Origin of the sequence: Agrococcus lahaulensis DSM 17612, assembly GCF_000425105.1 — a bacterium.
Taxonomy (GTDB): domain Bacteria; phylum Actinomycetota; class Actinomycetes; order Actinomycetales; family Microbacteriaceae; genus Agrococcus; species Agrococcus lahaulensis.
The window spans coordinates 1-18,858 of record NZ_KE384304.1; the positions used below are offsets into that span (position 1 = coordinate 1).

Sequence of the window (18,858 nt, forward strand, 5' to 3'; positions counted from 1 at the left end):
ATGTCTCGATCAGCTTCGGCGACGACAGCCCGAACTCGCGGGCGAGCTCGACCTTCGGCTCGCCAGCGAGGAACCGGGTGACGATCGCGAACTTGGTCTCGAACGGGTACGACTGCGTCGTCTGCTTGGTCACCAGCGCTCCCCGGCCACGCACGCGCCAACGGCCGTACAGCCGCTTCACCGCCGACTCGCTCACGCCCATCTCCGTCGCGACCGACTTCTCACCGCGACCTTCCTCGAAGCACGCTACCGCGAACTCGCGCTGCTCCTCCGTCAGCGAACTTCGCTGATCCATATGACTGACCCCCGGGAGTCGGAACTGAATTTCTCAGTCCAACTCCCGGGGGTCAGTTCACAGGGGAGCGGCCCTCTCCGCGTCCCGGCGCGATTCGCCCGCTCGCGGTGCGCCGCCCGATCCCCGCCCCGCCCCGCCCCTAGGATCGCCCCGACCCGGCACCGTGCCGGTGCAGGAGGTTCCACCCATGAGCGACCAGCAGTCCACGTCGTGGCGCGACCGCTTCTTCGGCACCGCGCCGCTCTCCGAGGCGACGCCCGACGAGCGCATCGAGGCGACCGGCGATGCCGACGCGTCGGAGGTCTCGGCGGCGCACTCCGCGGAGCTCGCGCCCGACTCGACGGAGGCCGCGACGGCGACGGTCGACGAGCACGACGAGCACCAGCCGCTCGTCGAGCACGAGCCCGAGGCAGACACCGCCGTGCTCGAGCGGCCCGCGCCGAGCGACAGCCCGATCGAGCCGACGGTCATCGCGCCGTCGACGCTGCGCGGGCCCTCCCACTCCGCGGCGCACCCCGACGACTCCGCGCGCTCGACCGCAGCGGAGGTGCACGGCGAGGCCGCATCGAGCTCGCTCGAGGGCGAGCCGGTCGAGCCGGCGGAGCCTCCCGCGCTCGTCGAGCCCCGCCGCCCCTCGTTCGGCCTCCGGCGTCACGGGGATGCCGGCGCTCCCGGGGCGAGCCTCGCTGGGCTCACCGAGGCGAGCGTCGCGGCCGGTGCCGCGAGCGACGACCGCGACCGCCGCGAGTTCGTCGAGCCCGAGCCCACCCAGGCGATCGACGCCCAGCGTCGGGACGACGACGCGACGCGCGCCATGGACACCGTCGACGACCCCGCCGTCGGCGCGACCGACGACGCGCCGACGCGCGCGATGGACGCGCAGGCGGACGAGCCGACCCAGGCGCTCGAGCAGCCGCAGCTCCGCGACCGCTCCAACCGCTTCGGCATCGTGCGCGACGACGTGCGCGACGAGGTCCCGGCCTCCGCCACCGGCGGCGACGACGCGACGGCCGGCGCGGCGGCGAGCGGTGCCCCCATCGTGCTCGTCGAGGAGCCCGTGCCCCCGCGCCGCAAGGGCGCGCGCGGCGTCGGCCTCGCGGTCGTGCTGCTCGCGACGCTCGTCTTCGCGCTCCTGCTCGCCGCGGCCGCCTTCGCCGTCGGCTACCTCTTCGACCGGCAGTTCGACGCAGCCGCGACGCTGCAGTCGCTGTGGCTGCGACCCTCGTACCTGCTGCCGGTCATCGTCTTCTTCGTCGGCTACCTCATCCTGAGCCTCATCGCCAACCGCGCCGGGTGGTGGGCGCACGTGCTCGGCGGCTTCGTCGTCGCGCTCCTCACCTACGCCGCTCACATCGCCGGCGCGCACATGGAGTCGGAGGGCGGATGGGGCAGCTTCGCCGCGGTCGCCGGCATCGACGCCGCGTCGCTCGGGCAGCTCCTGCTCGCGCCGCTGTCGGTGCTCGCGTTCGTCATCGCGCGCGAGGTGCCCATCTGGGTCGGCGGCATCCAGTCGCGCCGCGGCCGCCGTGCGCGCGAGCACAACCGCCAGGCGATGGACGAGTTCAACAGCGAGCACGCGGAGCGGCTCGCCGCCTACGAGCGCGCCCGCGGCTGATCGCGGGGCGGCGGAGGGGCGGCCGAGCCAGTCGCCCCTCCGCCTCTTCGCCGAGAGCTCAGGTCTGACACAATAGGGCCGCCGTCCCCCAGCCGGGTGCGGCTACCCGTGCCGTCGGAAGGGGATGCCCTGTGCTCAGGTCTCTCTCGCGCCATCGCAAGTCGACGGCGGCCGGAGCCCTGATCACCGCCGTCTCGGTCGCGCTCGGCATCGTCGCGTTCACGCACGAGGGCTTCACGACGACCGACGTCGACCTCAACGACGGCGGCGTCTGGGTCACGAAGCAGTCGTCGCAGCAGCTCGGCCGCATCAACGTCCAGGCGGAGGAGCTCGACGCCGGCCTCATCTCGCCGACCGCGACGTTCGACGTGCTGCAGGACGGCGACGACGTCATCCTCCACAACCAGGAGGCATCCGTCGCCCTGCTCGTCGACCCGACGCAGGTCGTGACCGGCACCGCCGTGCAGCTGCCGCCGCAGGCCGGCATCGCGCTCGGCGGCGGCGTCGTGGCGATCGTCGACCCTGCCGACGGCGCGCTGTGGGCGATGGGCTTCGACGACATCGGCGGCTTCTCGCCGGAGCACACCGACCCGGTGGCGGAGCTCGGCGCCGGAGCGGCCGTCGCGGTCGGCCGTGACGGCACGGTGCACGCGGTGTCGATCGCGGATGCGCAGGAGCTCACGCTGCCGCTCGTCGACGGCGCGCTCGGGGAGCCCGAGCTGCGGGAGCGCGATGAGCTCGGTGCGATGGAGGAGCCGGTCGTCACGACGGTCGGCGACCGCGCGGTCGTGCACGACGAGGCGACCTCGACCCTGCTGCTGCCGGGCAGCGCGGTGACGACCCCCGAGGGCGCCGCGGTGCAGCTCGACGGCGACCGCTCCGACCGCGTCATCCTCGCCACGCCCGACAGCCTCATCCGCCAGCCGCTCGGCGGCGGCGACGCCGAGGTCGAGCAGATCGCGGGCGGCGGAGAGGCCGTGCGGCCCGTGCAGCTCGGCGGATGCGTCTACGGCGTCTGGCCCGGGAGTGCCCAGTTCGTGCGCGACTGCGACGACGACGCGCGCGACCTGCGCGCGCAAGTGCCCGAGATGGACGGCTCGCCCGCGACGTTCCGCGTCAACCGCGACGCCGTCGTGCTCAACCAGTTCGTCGAGGGCGCATCGTGGTTGCTCTCGGACACGCTCATCCTCGTCGACAACTGGGAGGACCTCGTGCCGCCGCAGGACGAGAGCCGCTCCGACGAGGAGGACTCGGAGTCGACCGACGACCTGCTGACGAACCAGCCGCCGCCAATCAACGAGGAGAACACGGAGCCGAGCGCCGAGGACGACCGCTTCGGCGCGCGCCCGGGCACCTCGACCCTCCTGCCGGTGCTCTGGAACGACGTCGACGCCGACGGCGACGTGCTCACGGCGCGCGTCGTGGGCGACCTGCCGACGGGCGTCTCGGTGGCGCCGGTCGCGAACGACTCCCAGCTGCAGGTGCAGCTGCCGCCCGACCAGGCGGCCGGAACCTTCACGTTCGGCTACGAGATCCACGACGGCCGCGAGGGCCGCGACCAGGCGACGGTCACGCTCACCGTGCGCGGCGAGGGCGAGAACGACGTGCCGGAGGCGCTCCGCGCGCAGGCGTTCGCCGTCGAGCAGGGCGGGGAGTACGAGTACCAGGTGCTCGCCGACTGGGTCGACCCCGACGGCGATGACATGTACCTCGTGGGGGCGACGACCGACTCCGGCGACACGATCCAGACCGACCCCTCCGGCAGGCTCGTCTACACCGCGACCGGCGAGATCGGCCTCCAGAGCGTCTCGATCACGGTCTCGGACGGGCGCTCCGAGACGACGGGCGAGATCACGGTCGACGTGCGTGAGCGGGGCACGGCGAACCCGCTCGCGAACGCCGACTTCATCACGACGATCGAGGGCCGCGAGGCCACGATCCGGCCGATGCTCAACGACTTCTCCCCGTCGGGGCGGCCGCTGCGCCTCGCGTCGGTCGAGCCGGCCGCGAGCCTCGACATGACGTGGGACGCGACGACCGGCACGGTCAAGGTGCAGGGCGGGCCGGTCGGCACGCACTACTTCACCTACCTCGTCGCCGACGGCGCGCTCTCGAGCCAGGGCCGCGTGCGCGTCGACATCCGCACGCCCGACGAGGAGGCCCGGCCCGTCGCGGTGCGCGACATCGCGCTCGTGCCGCAGCAGGGCACGGCGCTCGTCGACCTGCTCGCCAACGACGTCGACCCTGCGGGCGGCGTGCTCGTCGTCCAGCAGTTCGAGATCGAGAACGGCGCGCCGATCAGCGTCGAGCTGCGCGACCGCCGGATCGTGAGCATCGTCGACAACCGCGGGCTCGAGTCGCCCTTCCAGTTCACCTACACCGTCTCGAACGGCCGCTTCTCCGAGACCGGCACGGTCGAGGTCATCCCCGTCGTGCCGCCCGCGCGGCCGCGCGCGCCGAAGGCGGTCGACGATGCGATGACCGTGCGCGCGGGCGACTACGGCACCCTCGACGTCCTCGACAACGACTTCTCGCCCGACGGCACGCCGTTCTGGGTCGCCGAGCGCGTCGTCTCGACGAGCTTCGCCTCGGAGGCGGAGGGCGTCGCGTTCATCTCCGAGGGCCGGCTGCGCGTGCACGCGCTCGAGGGCGGACCGACGCGCGCGACGGTCGTCTACGAGGTCGAGGACGACTTCGGCAACCGCGACTCCGCGACGGTCGCCGTGACGATCGTGCCGCGCGACGCGGAGTCGAACTCCTCGCCCGCGCCGCAGACGGTCACGTCGCGCGTGCTCGCGGGCTCGACCGTGCGCATCCCCATCCCGCTCGACGGCATCGATCCGGACGGCGACGGCGTCGAGCTCGTCGGCTACGACACCGCGCCCGAGGGCGGCCGCATCCTGCCGACCGTCGGCCCCGACTACTTCGACTTCGAGGCCTTCCCTGACAGCGCCGGCACCGTCGAGTTCACCTATCGCGTGCGCGACCGCTGGGGCGCCGAGGGCACGGCGACCGCGATCATCGGCATCGCGCAGGCCGCCGACATCAACCAGACGCCCTTCGCCCAGCCGGACTACGTCGACGTGCGCCCCGACCGTCGGATCGCGATCCCGGTGCTCGAGAACGACTCCGATCCGGATCAGGATGCGCTGAGGCTCCTCGTCGACGGGCTCGAGGGCACCGAGCAGCTGCCCGACGCCGAGGTCAACACCGAGCGCGACACCGTCGACCTCCGCTCGCCCTCGGAGCCGGGCACCTACCAGTTCACCTACTCGGTGGTGGATGCGCGGGGCGCGAGCGCGACGGGCTCGGTCATGCTCACGGTCACCGAGGACGCGGAGCTGCTGCCGCCCATCGCGCGCGACGACCCGCTGCCCCGCGATCAGGTGGAGCTCGGCCAGGCGTTCGACGTGCCGGTGCTCGACAACGACCTCGACCTCGACGGCGACCCGAGCGAGCTCGAGCTCTCGATCGTGACGGGCGAGGCGGATGTCGTGCGCGGCACCGTCCAGGTCGTCCCGACCGAGGCGTTCCAGGTCGTCACCTACCGCGTGACCGACATCGACGGGCTCACCGCGGAGGCCTTCGTCGCGGTGCCGCCCGTGCGCGACCGCGCACCCTTCCTCTCGAAGACCGAGCCCGCGCAGGTCGGCTCGGGCCTGCCGCTCGAGCTGCCGCTGCGCCAGTACGTCACGACCTCGAACGGCGCGGCGCCGCGCATCACGACGGGCGACAGCGTCTCGGCGGTCAACCATGACGGCTCCGAGAGCATCGTGGACGAGCACACGCTGCGCTTCCAGTCCCCGCAGGGTTACGTCGGTCCCGCATCCATCACGTTCGAAGTCACCGACGGCACGGGCCCCGACGACCCGGAGGGCAACACCGCGGTGCTGACGATCGCGATCGAGGTCACGCCCTCGAGCGTCGTCGCACCGACCTTCGCCGGCGCGATCCTCCGTCCCGAGGCGGGGGAGCAGGCGGCGGTCTTCGACCTCCGCGACGCGACGCGCGACCCCGACCCCGGTGACCTCGAGGCGATGGTCTTCGAGCAGCGCGGCGGGTCGATGGCCGGCGTCTCGGTGTCGCTGCAGGACGGCGTCTTCACCGCGACCGCCGACCTCACGACGCCGCCCGGCTCGAGCGGCTCGTTCCAGATCGTCGCGATCGACCCGCACGGCAACGAGGCGCCCGGCACGGTCGTCGTCGAGGTCGTCGCCACGACGCGACCGCTCGCCGAGGCGCGTGCCGACAGCGGCGAGGCGACGCAGGGCATCGCGCTCACGACCGACGTCATCGCGAACGACTTCAACCCCTTCGCCGATCGCGGCGAGCCGCTGCGCGTCATCTCCGCCGAGACGGTCGCGGGGCAGGGCCAGGTCTCGCACAACGACCGGGAGGTGACCGTCACCCCGGGCGCCGACTTCAACGGCGTGCTCACCGTGCGCTACACGGTCGAGGATGCGACCGAGCTCACCGCGCGCCACGTGACGGGCACGCTGACCCTCAACGTGAAGGGCCGCCCCGACGCGCCGCCGCGCCCGAACGTCGACGCGACGGGCGACTCGCAAGTGACGCTCACGTGGGGTGCCCCGCCCTCGAACGGCGCGCCGATCACGGGCTACGTCGTCAAGTCGGTCGACGGGGCGATCAGCTTCCCGTGCCCCGCGACGACGTGCACGGTCACCGGCCTCACGAACAACGTGACGTATCGCTTCCAGGTCGTCGCGCAGAACGAGGTCGGCGACTCCGACCCCTCGGCGGCCTCGAACGAGGCGCGCCCCGACGTGCGCCCCGAGCAGCCGGCGCCGCCCTCGGCCGTCGACGGCGACACGCAGGTCGCGCTCACGTGGGTGCCGCCCGTCAACCGCGGCTCGCCCATCCAGGAGTACCGGATCGAGATCTCCCCGCCCGCGCCGGGCGGCGTCGTGCAGCAGACGGTCAGCGGCGGCAGCACGCGCCACACCTGGACGGGCCTCGTCAACGGCACCTCGTACATGTTCCGCATCCAGGCGGTGAACCTCGCCGATGAGCCGAGCGACTTCTCCGCTTACTCGCGCGCGGTGACGCCCGCGGGCCCGCCGATGCAAGTCGGGAACGTCTCGGCGACTCCCGACCGCTCGATCCCGGGCGAGGTGCAGGTACTTGTGACTTGGCAGGCGCCGAACAACAATGGCGCGCCCATCACGTCCTACACGGTCACGCCCTCGAATGGCGCGCCCGCTATGCAACCGACGACGACGAGCCAGAACTTCGTGTTTGCCGCGACGGGCGAGAACGTCACATTCACCGTAACCGCGACAAACCGCGCGGGTACCAGCGTTGCATCGCTGCCCTCCGCACCTGTTCGTGTGATCACAGCGCCCGACGCGCCCTCTAACGTGGCAGCGACGGAGGGTAACGAGAACTCCGTCGTCACTTGGACGCCCGGCGATCCAAACGGTCTGCGCGCCAACGAGGTTCGCTTCGAGGTACGCGTTCGTGGCACGACTCAAGTACAGAGCTTCGGCCCCGGAGGGACGTTCGCCGGATTAGCGAACGGGGGACGCTACACCCTTGAGGTTCGTGCAGTTGCCCAGACCGACGGTTTCAGCGAGGGGAGCGGCTGGGTTTCGAGCAACGCAATCTCGCCCTACGGCCAAATCGGCGCTCTCGACGTTGTGCCGATTGCTGAGGAGGAACAGGTCCGCTTCCGAATCTCGCCGGCCGCGAAGAACGGTCGTGACGTCCTAACGCAATATCAGGTCGATGGGGGCAGTTGGACGACGTGGTCTGGAGGCGATGTGACTCGCGCGGCCCGCGGCGGACAGACCGTTTCGATCACGGTGCGAAGCACCACGAACCTTCCGGACGACGGGATCCACGGCACGCAGACGAGAACGGTAACGGAACGGGCCACAGCCGAGGTGCGGCGTAATCCATCCATCTCTTTGAGTCGCGGTGATGTCGCTCATCCGGGGTCGTGCACGAGCGGCAACGGCGGCAACTGCTATTTCTACCAACTGAACTGGTCCGACTTAACGCCCGGAACGTACCAGTTTGCCTGTTTCAACCGCGCTTCAAACGGCGGGGCGCCGTTCGTACCTGAGTCGGGGCAAGGCACCTTGACGATCAACACGATCACGACGCCCAACGGCTCAACGCAGTTCCGTAGCGGGTCGACCCGGCTCTGCTATAGCGGCTATGGCGGGCCGGCCTGGATGACGCTTAGCGGTGGGCCGGACAACGTCAACCTTCGTACCCGCGAAGTCCCTTGGCCATGACGATGAGTACCTCTTCACCGCATCGAAAGGAACGTCCATGAGCAGCTCCATGACCCGCGAGCAGGCCGCCTGGTTCGCCGAGACGTTCACGCGCCTCGTCGACAACGTCGGCAGCGTCGTCCTCGGCAAGGAGGACGTCATCCGGCTCGCCTTCACCGCGATGCTCTCCGAGGGCCACCTGCTGCTCGAGGACGCGCCGGGCACGGGCAAGACGCAGCTCGCCAAGTCGATGGCCGCGACCGTCCAGGGCACGAACCACCGCATTCAGTTCACGCCCGACCTGCTGCCCTCCGACGTCACCGGCGTCACCGTTTACGACCAGAAGACGGGGGAGTTCGAGTTCCACAAGGGTCCGATCTTCGCCTCGATCGTGCTCGCCGACGAGATCAACCGCGCGAGCCCGAAGACGCAGTCGGCGCTCCTCGAGGTGATGGAGGAGGGCCGCGTGACGGTCGACGGCACGCCCTACTCGGTCGGCCGCCCGTTCATGGTGATCGCGACGCAGAACCCGATCGAGCAGGCCGGCACGTACCGGCTGCCCGAGGCGCAGCTCGACCGGTTCCTCATGAAGACGTCGATCGGCTACCCGGGGCGCGAGCAGACGGTGCGCATCCTCGCGGGCGCGTCGAACCGCAACGCCTCCTCGACCGTGCAGCCGGTCATCACGACGAGCGCGATCGCCGAGATGATCGACCTCGCCGCGACCGTCCACGTCGACGACGCGGTGCTCGACTACGTAGCGCAGCTCTCCGAGCACACGCGCGACTCGAAGGACACGAGGCTCGGCGTCTCGGTGCGCGGCGCGATGGCGCTCATGCGCGCCGTGAAGGTGTGGGCCGCGTCGAAGGGCCGCGCGTTCGTGCTGCCCGACGACGTCAAGGAGCTCGCGCAGCCGGTGTGGGCGCACCGCGTCGTCATCGACCCCGAGGCGGAGTTCTCGGGCGTCACGGGCGACCGCATCATCGACCGCGCGCTCGCCGAGATCTCGGCTCCGCAGGACCGGCAGCACGCTGCGTGACCACGGCGCCCGAGCGGGCGACCTCGGCCCCCGCACCTGACCCAGACACCGGCTCGACCACCGGCCGCACCGCGTCCGAGACGACGCGGCTGCGCCGCGCCGTCGAGCGGGAGCGCACGCCCTGGCAGCGCCTCGCCGCGCGCGTCGTCGGCGAGGACTCGGTCGCGGCGGAGTGGCTGCGCCGGGGCGGCCGCATCGCACGCGAGCGCGTGTGGCCGGCGATCGAGCCGATCACGGGCTTCGGCTGGGCGGTGCTCATCGCGACCGCGCTCGCGCTCGCGACCGGGATCGCGCTCGGCTGGAAGGAGCTCATCGTCATGGGCATCGCCGGCGCGCTCCTGCTCGGCGCGGCGATCGCCTTCATCGTCGGCCGCAACCGCTACCGGATCGAGCTTGACCTCGCCTACACGCGCGTCGTCGTCGGGGAGCGGGCGCTCGGGCGCATCGAGATCCACGCCGCCTCGACCAAGCCGCTCCTGCCCGCGACGATCGAGGTGCCCGTCGGCAAGGCGCTCGCGTCGTTCCACCTGCCGCGCATGCAGCCCGGCGACGTGCACGAGGACGTCTTCGCGATCCCGACGAGCCGCCGCACGATCCTGCAGGTCGGTCCCGTGCGCTCCGTGCGGGGCGACCCCGTGGGGCTCCTGCGCCGCCAGGTGAAGTGGACCGATCCCGTCGAGCTCTACGTGCACCCCAAGACCGTGCAGCTCGACGAGACGGCGCCCGGCCTCATCCGCGACCTCGAGGGCATCACGACCCGCGACCTCACGAACAGCGACATCGCGTTCCACGCGCTGCGTGACTACGTCGCGGGCGACGACCGGCGCTACATCCACTGGAAGTCCTCCGCGCGCACCGGGCAGCTCATGGTGCGGCAGTTCGAGCAGACCCGTCGCAGCGTGCTCGCGCTCGGGCTCTCGACGTCGCCCGACGACTACGCCGACCCGTCGGAGTTCGAGACCGCCATCTCGATCCTCGGCTCGCTCGGCCTCCAGGCGATCCGCGACGAGATGGATGTCGCGGTGCAGACCTCGCGCAGGACCGTGCCCGCGAGCACGGGCAAGCGCCTGCTCGACGCGCTCTCGGGCGTCGAGTGGTCGCCGCGCGACGACCGCTTCCTCGACCTCGCCGCGACGATCGCGCGCGACCACGCGGGCGCATCCGTCATCATGCTCCACGCCGGCGCATCCATCGACGCCGCGCTCGTGCGCCGCGCGCGCACGCTCCTGCCGCCGCAAGCGCGGATCATCGTGTTATCGGTCGTGCAGGGCGCGAGCCCGAAGCTCCAGCCGATCGGCGACGTCGCGCTCGCGACCATCGGCTCGGTGAGCGACCTCCCGCGCGTGATGCGAGGGGTGGCGCTGCAATGAGCGACGAGCGGATGCTGCCGCGCACGCCGCGGCAGGCGGCGATCGACTGCGCGGCCGTCTTCGCCGTGATGCTCGCGGCGACCCTCTCCTTCGGCCCCGTCTTCGGCGGCACCGCGTACCTCGTCGCTGGCCTCGGCGGCGCGATCCTCGGGATCGCGGTCGGCGTCGCGACCTCGCTGCGCCCGCTGCGCGGCTGGCTCATGACAGCGGCGGGCTTCGTGCTCGCGCTCGTCGTCTTCGGGCCCGCGCTCGCGGTGCCGCGGCGGACGATCGCGGGCGTCATCCCGACCCTCGAGGGCTGGCGCGAGCTGCTGCTCGGCGTCGTCTTCTCGTGGAAGGGCCTGCTCACCGCCGAGCCGCCTGCCGAGGGCTTCCCGAGCCTGCTCGTCGTGCCGTTCCTCACGACGCTGCTGTGCGCGACGGTCGCGACCGTGCTCGCCCTGCGGCTCGATCGCGGTGCCCCGTTCGCGATGGTGCCCGGGATCGTGGCGCTGCTCGTCGGCATCGCCTTCGGCACGAAGATCGCCTTCTGGCCCGCCGCGCTCGGCGCGCTCGTCGCGGGCGTCATCCTCGCGTGGTGCGCGTGGCGGCGCGCGACGTGGCGGACGGGCCTCAACGAAGAGGTCGAGGTCACGAACGACAGCCGGTTCCGCGTCAAGGCGCGCAAGCAGCGCGCGCGCGGCGCGATCGCGATGATCGCCGGCGCCATGCTCGTCGCGGCGCTCGTGAGCATCCCGGTGCAGCCGGCGAGCCGCGCGGTGCTGCGCGACGCCGTCGAGCCCCCGATCGAGCTCGCCGAGTACCCGAGCCCGCTCGCGGGCTTCCGCAACTGGCACAAGAACTTCGAGGACGAGACGCTCCTGACCGTCAGCGGCATGCCCGAGGGCGCCCGCCTGCGGCTCGCGACCTTCGACTACTACGACGGCAGCGTCTTCGCGGTCGCCGGCTCCGAGCAGGCGAGCGGCTCCGGCTCGTTCGCGCGCATCGGCGACGAGGTGCTCGTCGCGCAGTCGGGCGAGCCCGTGAGCGTGCGCGTCGAGGTGCAGGACTACTCCGGCATCTGGGTGCCCGACGTCGGCTACATGCAGTCGCTCGCCTTCGAGGGGGAGCGCGCCGCCGGCCTGCAGGGATCGCTGCACTACAACGGCCAGACGGGCACGGCGATCGCGCTCGACGGCCTCGGCGCCGGCGACGCGTACGAGCTGCAGGCGATCGTGCCGCCGCAGCCCTCGCACGAGGAGCTCGAGGGCGTGCCGATCACGCGCGTGCAGGTGCCCGAGCCGGCGGTCGTGCCCGACCTGCTGCAGGCGTGGGTCTCGCAGCACGGCGCCGGCGGCCAGAGCGCCTTCGAGAACCTCGAGACGATGCTGCGGCTCATGAACAACGGCAGCTTCAGCCACGGCCTCGAGGGCGACATCCCCTCGCTCGCCGGGCACGGCGCCGCGCGGATCCAGGACATGTTCGACCAGGAGGTGCTGCTCGGCGACGACGAGCAGTACGCGACCGCGTTCGCGCTCGCGCTCTCGCGCATCAACGTGCCGTCCCGCGTCGTCATGGGCCTCTACCCCGACGACGGCTTCAGCGGCAGCTCGGAGCCGGTCGAGCTGACCGGCGGCGACGTCCACGCGTGGGTCGAGGTGCCCTTCGAGGGCCACGGATGGGTGCGGTTCGACCCGACGCCGCCGGAGGACAACGACGAGATCCAGCCCGAGCCCGAGCCGCAGCCCGAGCCGAAGCCCCAGGTGCTGCAGCCGCCGCAGCCGCCGGAGGAGCCGGCCGAGATGTCGCCCGACACGGTCGCCGACGAGGGACAGGAGGAGGACGACGAGGAGCCCGAGGACCGCTCGTGGGTCATCTGGCTGTGGGTCGCGGGCGGTGTGCTGCTCCTGCTGCTCCTCCTGCTGCTGCCCTTCATCGTCGTCGGCGCGCTCAAGGCGGCCCGCCGCAAGCGCCGCCGTCGGGCCGAGCGCGAGAGCGACCGGCTCTCGGGCGGCTGGCACGAGGTCGTCGACGAGGCCGTCGACCTCGGGCTCGCGGTGCCCGCCGGCGTGACGCGGCGCGAGGTCGCCCGCGCGGTGGCGGATCGCTACCCTCGATCGAGAGCGACCGACATCGGCGACTTCGTCGACGAGGGCGTGTTCGGGCCGGGCGAGCCGGATCCGGCGGACGTCGATGCCTTCTGGCTCGACGTCGAGCGGAGCGTGCAGGGCATGCGCGCCGAGGCCACGCCGCGGGCGCGCCTGCTCGGCAGGCTCTCGATGCGGTCGTTCGCCCGGCGGAGGCGAGAGCGGAGACGACGGTGATCTGGGAGATCGACGAGGGGCGCAAGCGCATCGAGGGCCTCGACGAGGCCGGCCGCCCCGATCTCGCCTACGCAGCCGCCCTCGGGCTCCGCCCCGCGCCGCTCGGCCGCCGGGCGCTCGCGTCGATCATCGAGCTCGCCCTCTACGCGCTGCTGCAGCTGCCGTACTGGATCGTCGCCCTGCCCTCGCTCGTGCGGCTCGCGACCGGCGCGCTGCAGCCCTACGGCCTCGCGACGCATCCGAACCTCGTCTGGATGATCGTCGCGACCGCGGTCTCGACCGTGCTGTCGACCGCCTTCGTGATCGTGCAGATCGTGCTCCACGGCCGCCGGGGCGTCACGCTCGGCAAGGCGTTCACGGGCATCCGCTCGATCCACGTCGCGACCCTCGAGCGGCCGGGCATCAAGCGCTCGCTCGGCCGCGCGCTGCTGGTGGGCGCGTGCTTCCTCGTGCCGCTCGTCGGGCCCGCGCTCGTGTTCTGCTCCGTCTGGTTCGACAGCGAGCAGCGCGGCCGCAGCTGGCTCGACAAGGCCGCCGGCACGTGGTTCGTCGACGTGCGCGGCGGGCTCGACCCGTACCACGAGAAGAAGATGCGCATCGCGCGGAAGACGGTGCAGGCGGAGCCCGAGGCCGCGAAGGCGCCGCTCCCGTCGCTCGCGACGCCGGCCGACGCGGCCGCGGCGGCCTACCGGCCCGGCGCCCGCACGAGCTCCGGCGTCGTCGGCGCGGCGCGGCCGCAAGCGCCGGGAGCGCCGCAGATCGGCCTCGCGACCTCGGCGTCGGAGCCGACCCCGACGCACACCGTCCCGGGCATGCCTGCGGGTGGCGCGCGCCTCGGCGGCTACCGCCCGGGAGAGCTCAGCGGCTCGGCCCCCGCCCGCTCCGCGCCGCGACCGAGCACGCCTGCCGTGCCCGAGTCGCAGCAGCCCGCGGCGCAGCGCTCCTCGCCGCCGCTGGGCGGCGGCATCGTCGACAGCGTGCCCGGACGGTCGCCCGCGCAACCGGCGGCGCCGGCCGCGCCGATCGACGAGCAGACGATCATCGAGCCGGAGCTCGAGGCCGGGTTCGATGACGCCGACGCGATCGACGACCGCACGGTGCGCCGCGTCGAGGTCGCCGAGCCGGACGAGGATCTCGAGGCGACGCGCGCCCGCCCAGCCGCGCGCGCGGCGGTCGCGACGCTCGCCTTCGACACCGGCGACCGGTTCGCGATCACGGGGGCGGCGCTCATCGGCCGCAACCCCGCGCCGAGCGCGGGCGAGGTCGTCGACCACCTGCTGCCGATCGCCGACGACTCGCGCTCGATCTCGAAGACGCACCTGCTCGTCACCGCCTCGCCGCTCGCCGCGGTCGACCGTGCCTCGACGAACGGCTCGAGCGTCGTGCGCGCGGGCGCGGAGACGCCGCTCGAGCCGGGTCGCGCGTTCCCGCTCCAGCCGGGCGACGTCGTGCGCTTCGGCGATCGCTCGCTCACGGTCGAGGCGGCGTCGTGAGCGCGATCGGCGAGTTCCGCTTCAGCCACCCGTCGATCGCGCTGCGGTGGGCGGCCACGACGCACCCCGGGATGCGTCGGAGCGTCAACGAGGACTCGGTGTTCGCGTCCTTCCCCGTCTTCGTGGTCGCCGACGGGATGGGCGGGCACGCCTCGGGCGACGTCGCGAGCGCGCTCGCGATCGAGGCGTTCCGCGGCCTCAAGGGCCGCACGCTCGCCGACGTCGAGTGCGTCGAGACTGCCGTGGAGCACGCCTTCGAGAGCGTGCACGCGAACGCGATCGGGGAGCCCGCCGGGGGCTCGACGCTCTCGGGCACCGTGCTCGTCGACGTCGACGGCGTCGCGCACTGGCTCATCCTCAACGTCGGCGACTCCCGCACCTACCTCTACGAGCAGGGGCGCCTCGAGCAGGTCACCGTCGACCACTCGATGGTGCAGGAGATGGTCGAGACGGGTGCCCTGCGCCGGGCCGACGCGCGCCGGCACCCGAACCGCAACGTCATCACGCGCGCGCTCGGCGCCGGCGAGCGCCAGCCCGCCGACGTGTGGCTGCGCCCGGCCGAGCGCGGCCAGCGGCTCGTCGTGTGCTCCGACGGGCTGACGGGCGAGGTCGACGACCACGAGATCGCCGAGCTGCTCGGCGACGTCTCGTCGCCCGCGGCGGTCGCCGCGCTGCTGCTGCGCCGCGCGCTCGACGCGGGCGCCCCCGACAACGTCACGGTCGTCGTCGTCGACGTGGATGCGGTCGCCCTCGCCGACGAGGAGCTGCACGACACGCACGCCCGCACGCTCGACGACACCATCCCGAGGGGGGGCCTGCGATGAGCGCACGCCTGGAGTACGCGCCCGGCGAGGCCTGGTGCGTCGCGGCGGGCGCCGCGGTCGTCGTGTGCGAGCGCGACCTCCCGCCCGTGCGCGCCCGCGCGCTCTACGACGCGGTCGCGACCGTCGGCGGCGCCGAGGCGCTGCGGCGGATCCTCGAGCTCGAGCCGACGGCGCTCATCGGGCTCGTCGACACCCCGGGCGCACGGGTGCTGCTGCGCCGCCACGGCGTGCCCGCGACGGCCGACGACGCGGCGCTGCCCGATCGCTTCGGGGCCGATTGGGCGCTCGACGAGACGGCGCCCGACGCGGTCGTCGACGCGGGCGGGCTCGCCGCGCTCGCGGGCCAGACGCTGCCGCTCGAGGGCGGCGTCGCACGCGTGGCCGCCGTGCGCATCGCGCCCGGGAGCGCGGATGCGGAGCGCGAGCCGGCCGCGCCGGCGCCGGTCGCCGAGACCCCCGACGATGCCCGCTTCGGCGCGTTCGGCCAGACCCTGCCGCCGCGCGCGGTCGCCGCCGAGCGGGCCGAGCCGGAGGCGGGCACCGCGCCCGCCGCGGAGCCCGCCGAGCCGAGCGCTCCTGCCGCGCCTGTCGCGCCCAGCGCCCCGGCCGTCGAGCCGGGCGCGCCCACCGGGCCGAGCGCGCCCGCCGCTCGCGAACCGGAGCACGAGGGGCCGATCGGCGGGCTCATCGACTCGGTGCCCGGGTTCATCAAGCCCGCCGTCGACGTGAGCGAGATCGCCCCGGCGCCGCGCGCAGCGGCCGCCTCTCGCGAGGCGGCTGAGGCGCCGCCTCGACCGGGCGGCGCGGACGCGCCCGCGCTCGCGACGCACTCCGTCCCGCACGCGCAGCCCGCCGCATCCGCCCCCGCCGCCCTCGAGGCGGGCGACCACGACGGCATGACGATCACCGCGGAGCAGGCGCGCCGGCTCCAGGCCGAGCGCGCCGCCGCTGCGCAGCCGCCGGCAGCCCCGGCGCAGCCCGTCGGGCCGCCGGCGACGGGTCCGCTCGTGCTCTCGACGCTGTGCGCGTCGGGCCACGTCAACGCGCCCGGCACGACGGCGTGCATCGTGTGCGGCGCGCCCGTCGACGACCGCAGCGCCGCCCAGCGCCGCCGGCCCGAGGTCGCGGTCGCCGCGCTGCCCTCGGGCGAGCGCGTGCCGCTCGGCCGCGGCGTCGTGCTCGGCCGCCGGCCGCGCTCGCGGCGCGTCGAGGACGGCCGCGTGCCTCGGCTCGTCACGGTCGAGAGCCCGAGCGAGGACATCTCGCGCAGCCACCTCGAGCTGCGCGTCGACGACTGGAACCTCGTCGCGGTCGACCTGTCGTCGACGAACGGCACGCTGCTGCTGCGCGAGGGCTCCGCACCCCAGCGGCTGCGGCCCGAGGCGGCGACGATCCTGCAGCTCGGCGACCGCCTCGACCTCGGCGACGGCGTCGTCGTCGCGATCGAGCCCGCTCGCCCGGAGGACGCGCAGTGAGCCCGAAGCGCGCTCCCTCGGCCCCGCCCGAGCTGCCCGGCTACGAGTACGTCTCGCTGCTCGGCTCCGGCGGCTTCGCCGACGTGTTCCTCTACCAGCAGCTGCTGCCGTCGCGGCAGGTCGCGATCAAGGTGCTGCTGCCCGACGCGGTGAACCGCGAGCTCATCGAGAACTTCCGCCACGAGGCGAACGTCATGGCGCAGCTCTCGACGCACCCGTCGATCGTGACCATCTACGGCGCGGCCGTCGCGCCCGACGGGCGCCCGTACCTCGCGATGGAGTACTGCTCGAAGCCCAACCTCGGCGTGCGCTACCGCCGCGACCGCTTCGCGGTGCCCGAGGTGCTCTCGCTCGGCGTGCAGATCGCCGGCGCCGTCGAGACCGCCCACCGGGCCGGGATCCTGCACCGCGACATCAAGCCCGCCAACATCCTCGTCACGGCCTACAACCGACCCGCGCTCACCGACTTCGGCATCGCGACGAGCGCGAGCGGCGCCGACGACGCGACCGGCATGTCGATCCCGTGGTCGCCGCCCGAGGCCTTCCAGGACCCGCCCCGCTCGACCCCCGCATCCGACGTCTTCTCGCTCGCCGCGACGCTCTCGACGCTCCTCGCGGGCAGGACGCCGTTCGAGCTCCCCGGCGGCAGCAACTCGAGCGTCGACCTCATCGACCGGATCCAGAGCGGCGAGATCTCGCCGCTCGCGCGCCACGACGTGCCGCCGCGGCTCGAGGCCGTGCTCGCCTCGGCGATGGACCCCGACCCCTCGCGCCGCTACGCCACGGCGATGGCCTTCGGCCGCGCGCTCCAGCAGGTCGAGGCCGAGATGGCGCTGCCCGTCACGCCGCTCGACGTGCTCGACGACTCCCTCGACGCGGGCGCCGTCGATGAGGAGGACGGCGGCGCGACCCGCATCCGCGGCGTCGTCTCGATCGATCCGCACGCGGGCGAGGCCGCTCCCGCGATGCCGACCGGCACCGCGCCCGACGCGACGATCCGACGCCCGAGGCCCGGCCAGGCGGCGGGCGCGGCGGCCCCGGCTCCCGCGTCGGAGCCGGAGGCTGCCGCTCCGGACCGGCGGCGCCGCGCGATCGCGTCGGCCGTGGGGGCGGGCCTCGTCGTGCTCGTCGGCGGCGGCATCGTGTGGATGGCGGTCGCGGGCAGCGCGCCGACCCAGCCGCCCGCGAACCCGAGCCAGACGATCGCGGTGCCCGCCGCCCCGCAGCGGCCGCCGGCGCCCATCAACGTCGTCGGCACCGTCGAGGGCGACTCCGTCACCTTCACGTGGGTCAACGCGCAGCCCCAGCCGGGCGACAGCTTCCGCTACCGCTACGAGCCGAGCGACGCCGACCCGACGATCTCGACGGCCGCCGCCGAGTCGGTCACCCTGCAGCGCGACAGCGACGGTGAGTCGTGCATCCTCGTCACGCTCGTGCGCTCGGACGGGCGGCAGTCCAACGATGCGAAGGGATGCGTCAATGGTTGAGCAGGCGCCGAGGCTGCAGCTCGAGTTCGCGGGGGAGTGGTTCACGCTCGACCCCTCGCGGCCGTTCGTCATCGGCCGCGAGGGCGACCTCACCGTCGACGACAACCAGTACCTGCACCGCGCGTTCCTCGAGGTGCACCACCGCGACGGCCTCTGGTGGCTCGCGAACGTCGGCTCGCGGCTCTCGGCCACCGTCTCGAGCGCCGGCGGCGCGGTGCAGTCGTGGCTCTCGCCCGGCGCGCGCCTGCCGATCGTGTTCTCCGACGCATCCATCGTCTTCACCGCCGGCCCCACGACCTACGAGATCGGCGCGCACATCGACGACGCGTCGTTCTCGCTCTCGACCGAGCACCGGCGGCGCTCGTCGGGAGAGACGACCGTCATGCCCGTCGGGCTCACCGAGCTGCAGAAGCTGCTCATCGTCGCGCTCGCCGAGCCGATGCTGCGCCGCGATGGCGTGGGCGTGAGCGAGCTGCCCTCGAGCGCCGCCGCCGCCGAGCGGCTCGGCTGGACGATGAGCCGCTTCAACCGCAAGCTCGACAACGTGTGCGACAAGCTCGACCGGATGGGCGTGCAAGGGCTGCGGGGCGGTGTGGGGAAGCTCGCGAGCAACCGTCGCGCGCGGCTCGTCGAGTACGCCGTCTCGTCGCAGCTCGTCACGCGCGCCGACCTCGCGCTGCTCGACGACGCGGCGCTCCGCGAGACCGACGAGGACTGA

General features: G+C 73.3%; 11 protein-coding genes. 10 read left to right on the plus strand and 1 reads right to left on the minus strand.

Going from position 1 to position 18,858, the window contains the following annotated elements; translation table 11 throughout:
- Positions 1-196, minus strand: a 196-nt coding sequence (locus H508_RS0111555; protein ID WP_425393464.1) for a hypothetical protein, incomplete at its 3' end; no start/stop codon positions are given.
- Between the two features lie 286 nt (positions 197-482).
- On the opposite strand from H508_RS0111555, the gene H508_RS0111560 reads away from it, so the two are divergent.
- From H508_RS0111560 to H508_RS0111605, 10 genes are all read left to right on the plus strand, one after another.
- On the plus strand, positions 483-1,910 hold the full coding sequence (locus H508_RS0111560) for a hypothetical protein (RefSeq protein WP_026374178.1): 1,428 nt from the start codon (positions 483-485) through the stop codon (positions 1,908-1,910).
- Between the two features lie 131 nt (positions 1,911-2,041).
- Positions 2,042-8,170, plus strand: coding sequence for an Ig-like domain-containing protein (locus tag H508_RS16100; RefSeq protein WP_051223363.1), 6,129 nt, complete (start codon positions 2,042-2,044; stop codon positions 8,168-8,170).
- Positions 8,171-8,207: 37 nt separating this feature from the next.
- Positions 8,208-9,188, plus strand: a complete 981-nt coding sequence (locus tag H508_RS0111570; RefSeq protein WP_026374179.1) for an AAA family ATPase — start codon at positions 8,208-8,210, stop codon at positions 9,186-9,188.
- Positions 9,185-10,558: a DUF58 domain-containing protein gene (locus tag H508_RS16105; RefSeq protein ID WP_051223365.1), complete on the plus strand. Its 1,374-nt coding sequence runs from the start codon at positions 9,185-9,187 to the stop codon at positions 10,556-10,558. The genes H508_RS0111570 and H508_RS16105 overlap by 4 nt, the downstream gene beginning before the upstream one ends.
- Complete coding sequence (locus H508_RS16110; protein ID WP_035254950.1) at positions 10,555-12,861, plus strand: transglutaminase TgpA family protein; 2,307 nt, start codon at positions 10,555-10,557, stop codon at positions 12,859-12,861. Before H508_RS16105 ends, H508_RS16110 begins: the two co-directional genes overlap by 4 nt.
- Complete coding sequence (locus H508_RS0111585) at positions 12,858-14,354, plus strand: RDD family protein (RefSeq protein WP_026374180.1); 1,497 nt, start codon at positions 12,858-12,860, stop codon at positions 14,352-14,354. Before H508_RS16110 ends, H508_RS0111585 begins: the two co-directional genes overlap by 4 nt.
- Positions 14,351-15,178 (plus strand): PP2C family protein-serine/threonine phosphatase, encoded by an 828-nt coding sequence (locus H508_RS16115; RefSeq protein WP_051223367.1) that lies wholly within the window; start codon positions 14,351-14,353, stop codon positions 15,176-15,178. Before H508_RS0111585 ends, H508_RS16115 begins: the two co-directional genes overlap by 4 nt.
- The gene (locus tag H508_RS16875; protein WP_026374181.1) at positions 15,175-16,653 is read left to right on the plus strand and encodes an FHA domain-containing protein; all 1,479 of its coding nucleotides are present in this window, start codon (positions 15,175-15,177) and stop codon (positions 16,651-16,653) included. Before H508_RS16115 ends, H508_RS16875 begins: the two co-directional genes overlap by 4 nt.
- The gene (locus H508_RS0111600; protein ID WP_026374182.1) at positions 16,650-18,140 is read left to right on the plus strand and encodes a serine/threonine-protein kinase; all 1,491 of its coding nucleotides are present in this window, start codon (positions 16,650-16,652) and stop codon (positions 18,138-18,140) included. The genes H508_RS16875 and H508_RS0111600 overlap by 4 nt, the downstream gene beginning before the upstream one ends.
- The gene (locus H508_RS0111605; protein WP_026374183.1) at positions 18,133-18,858 is read left to right on the plus strand and encodes an FHA domain-containing protein; all 726 of its coding nucleotides are present in this window, start codon (positions 18,133-18,135) and stop codon (positions 18,856-18,858) included. The genes H508_RS0111600 and H508_RS0111605 overlap by 8 nt, the downstream gene beginning before the upstream one ends.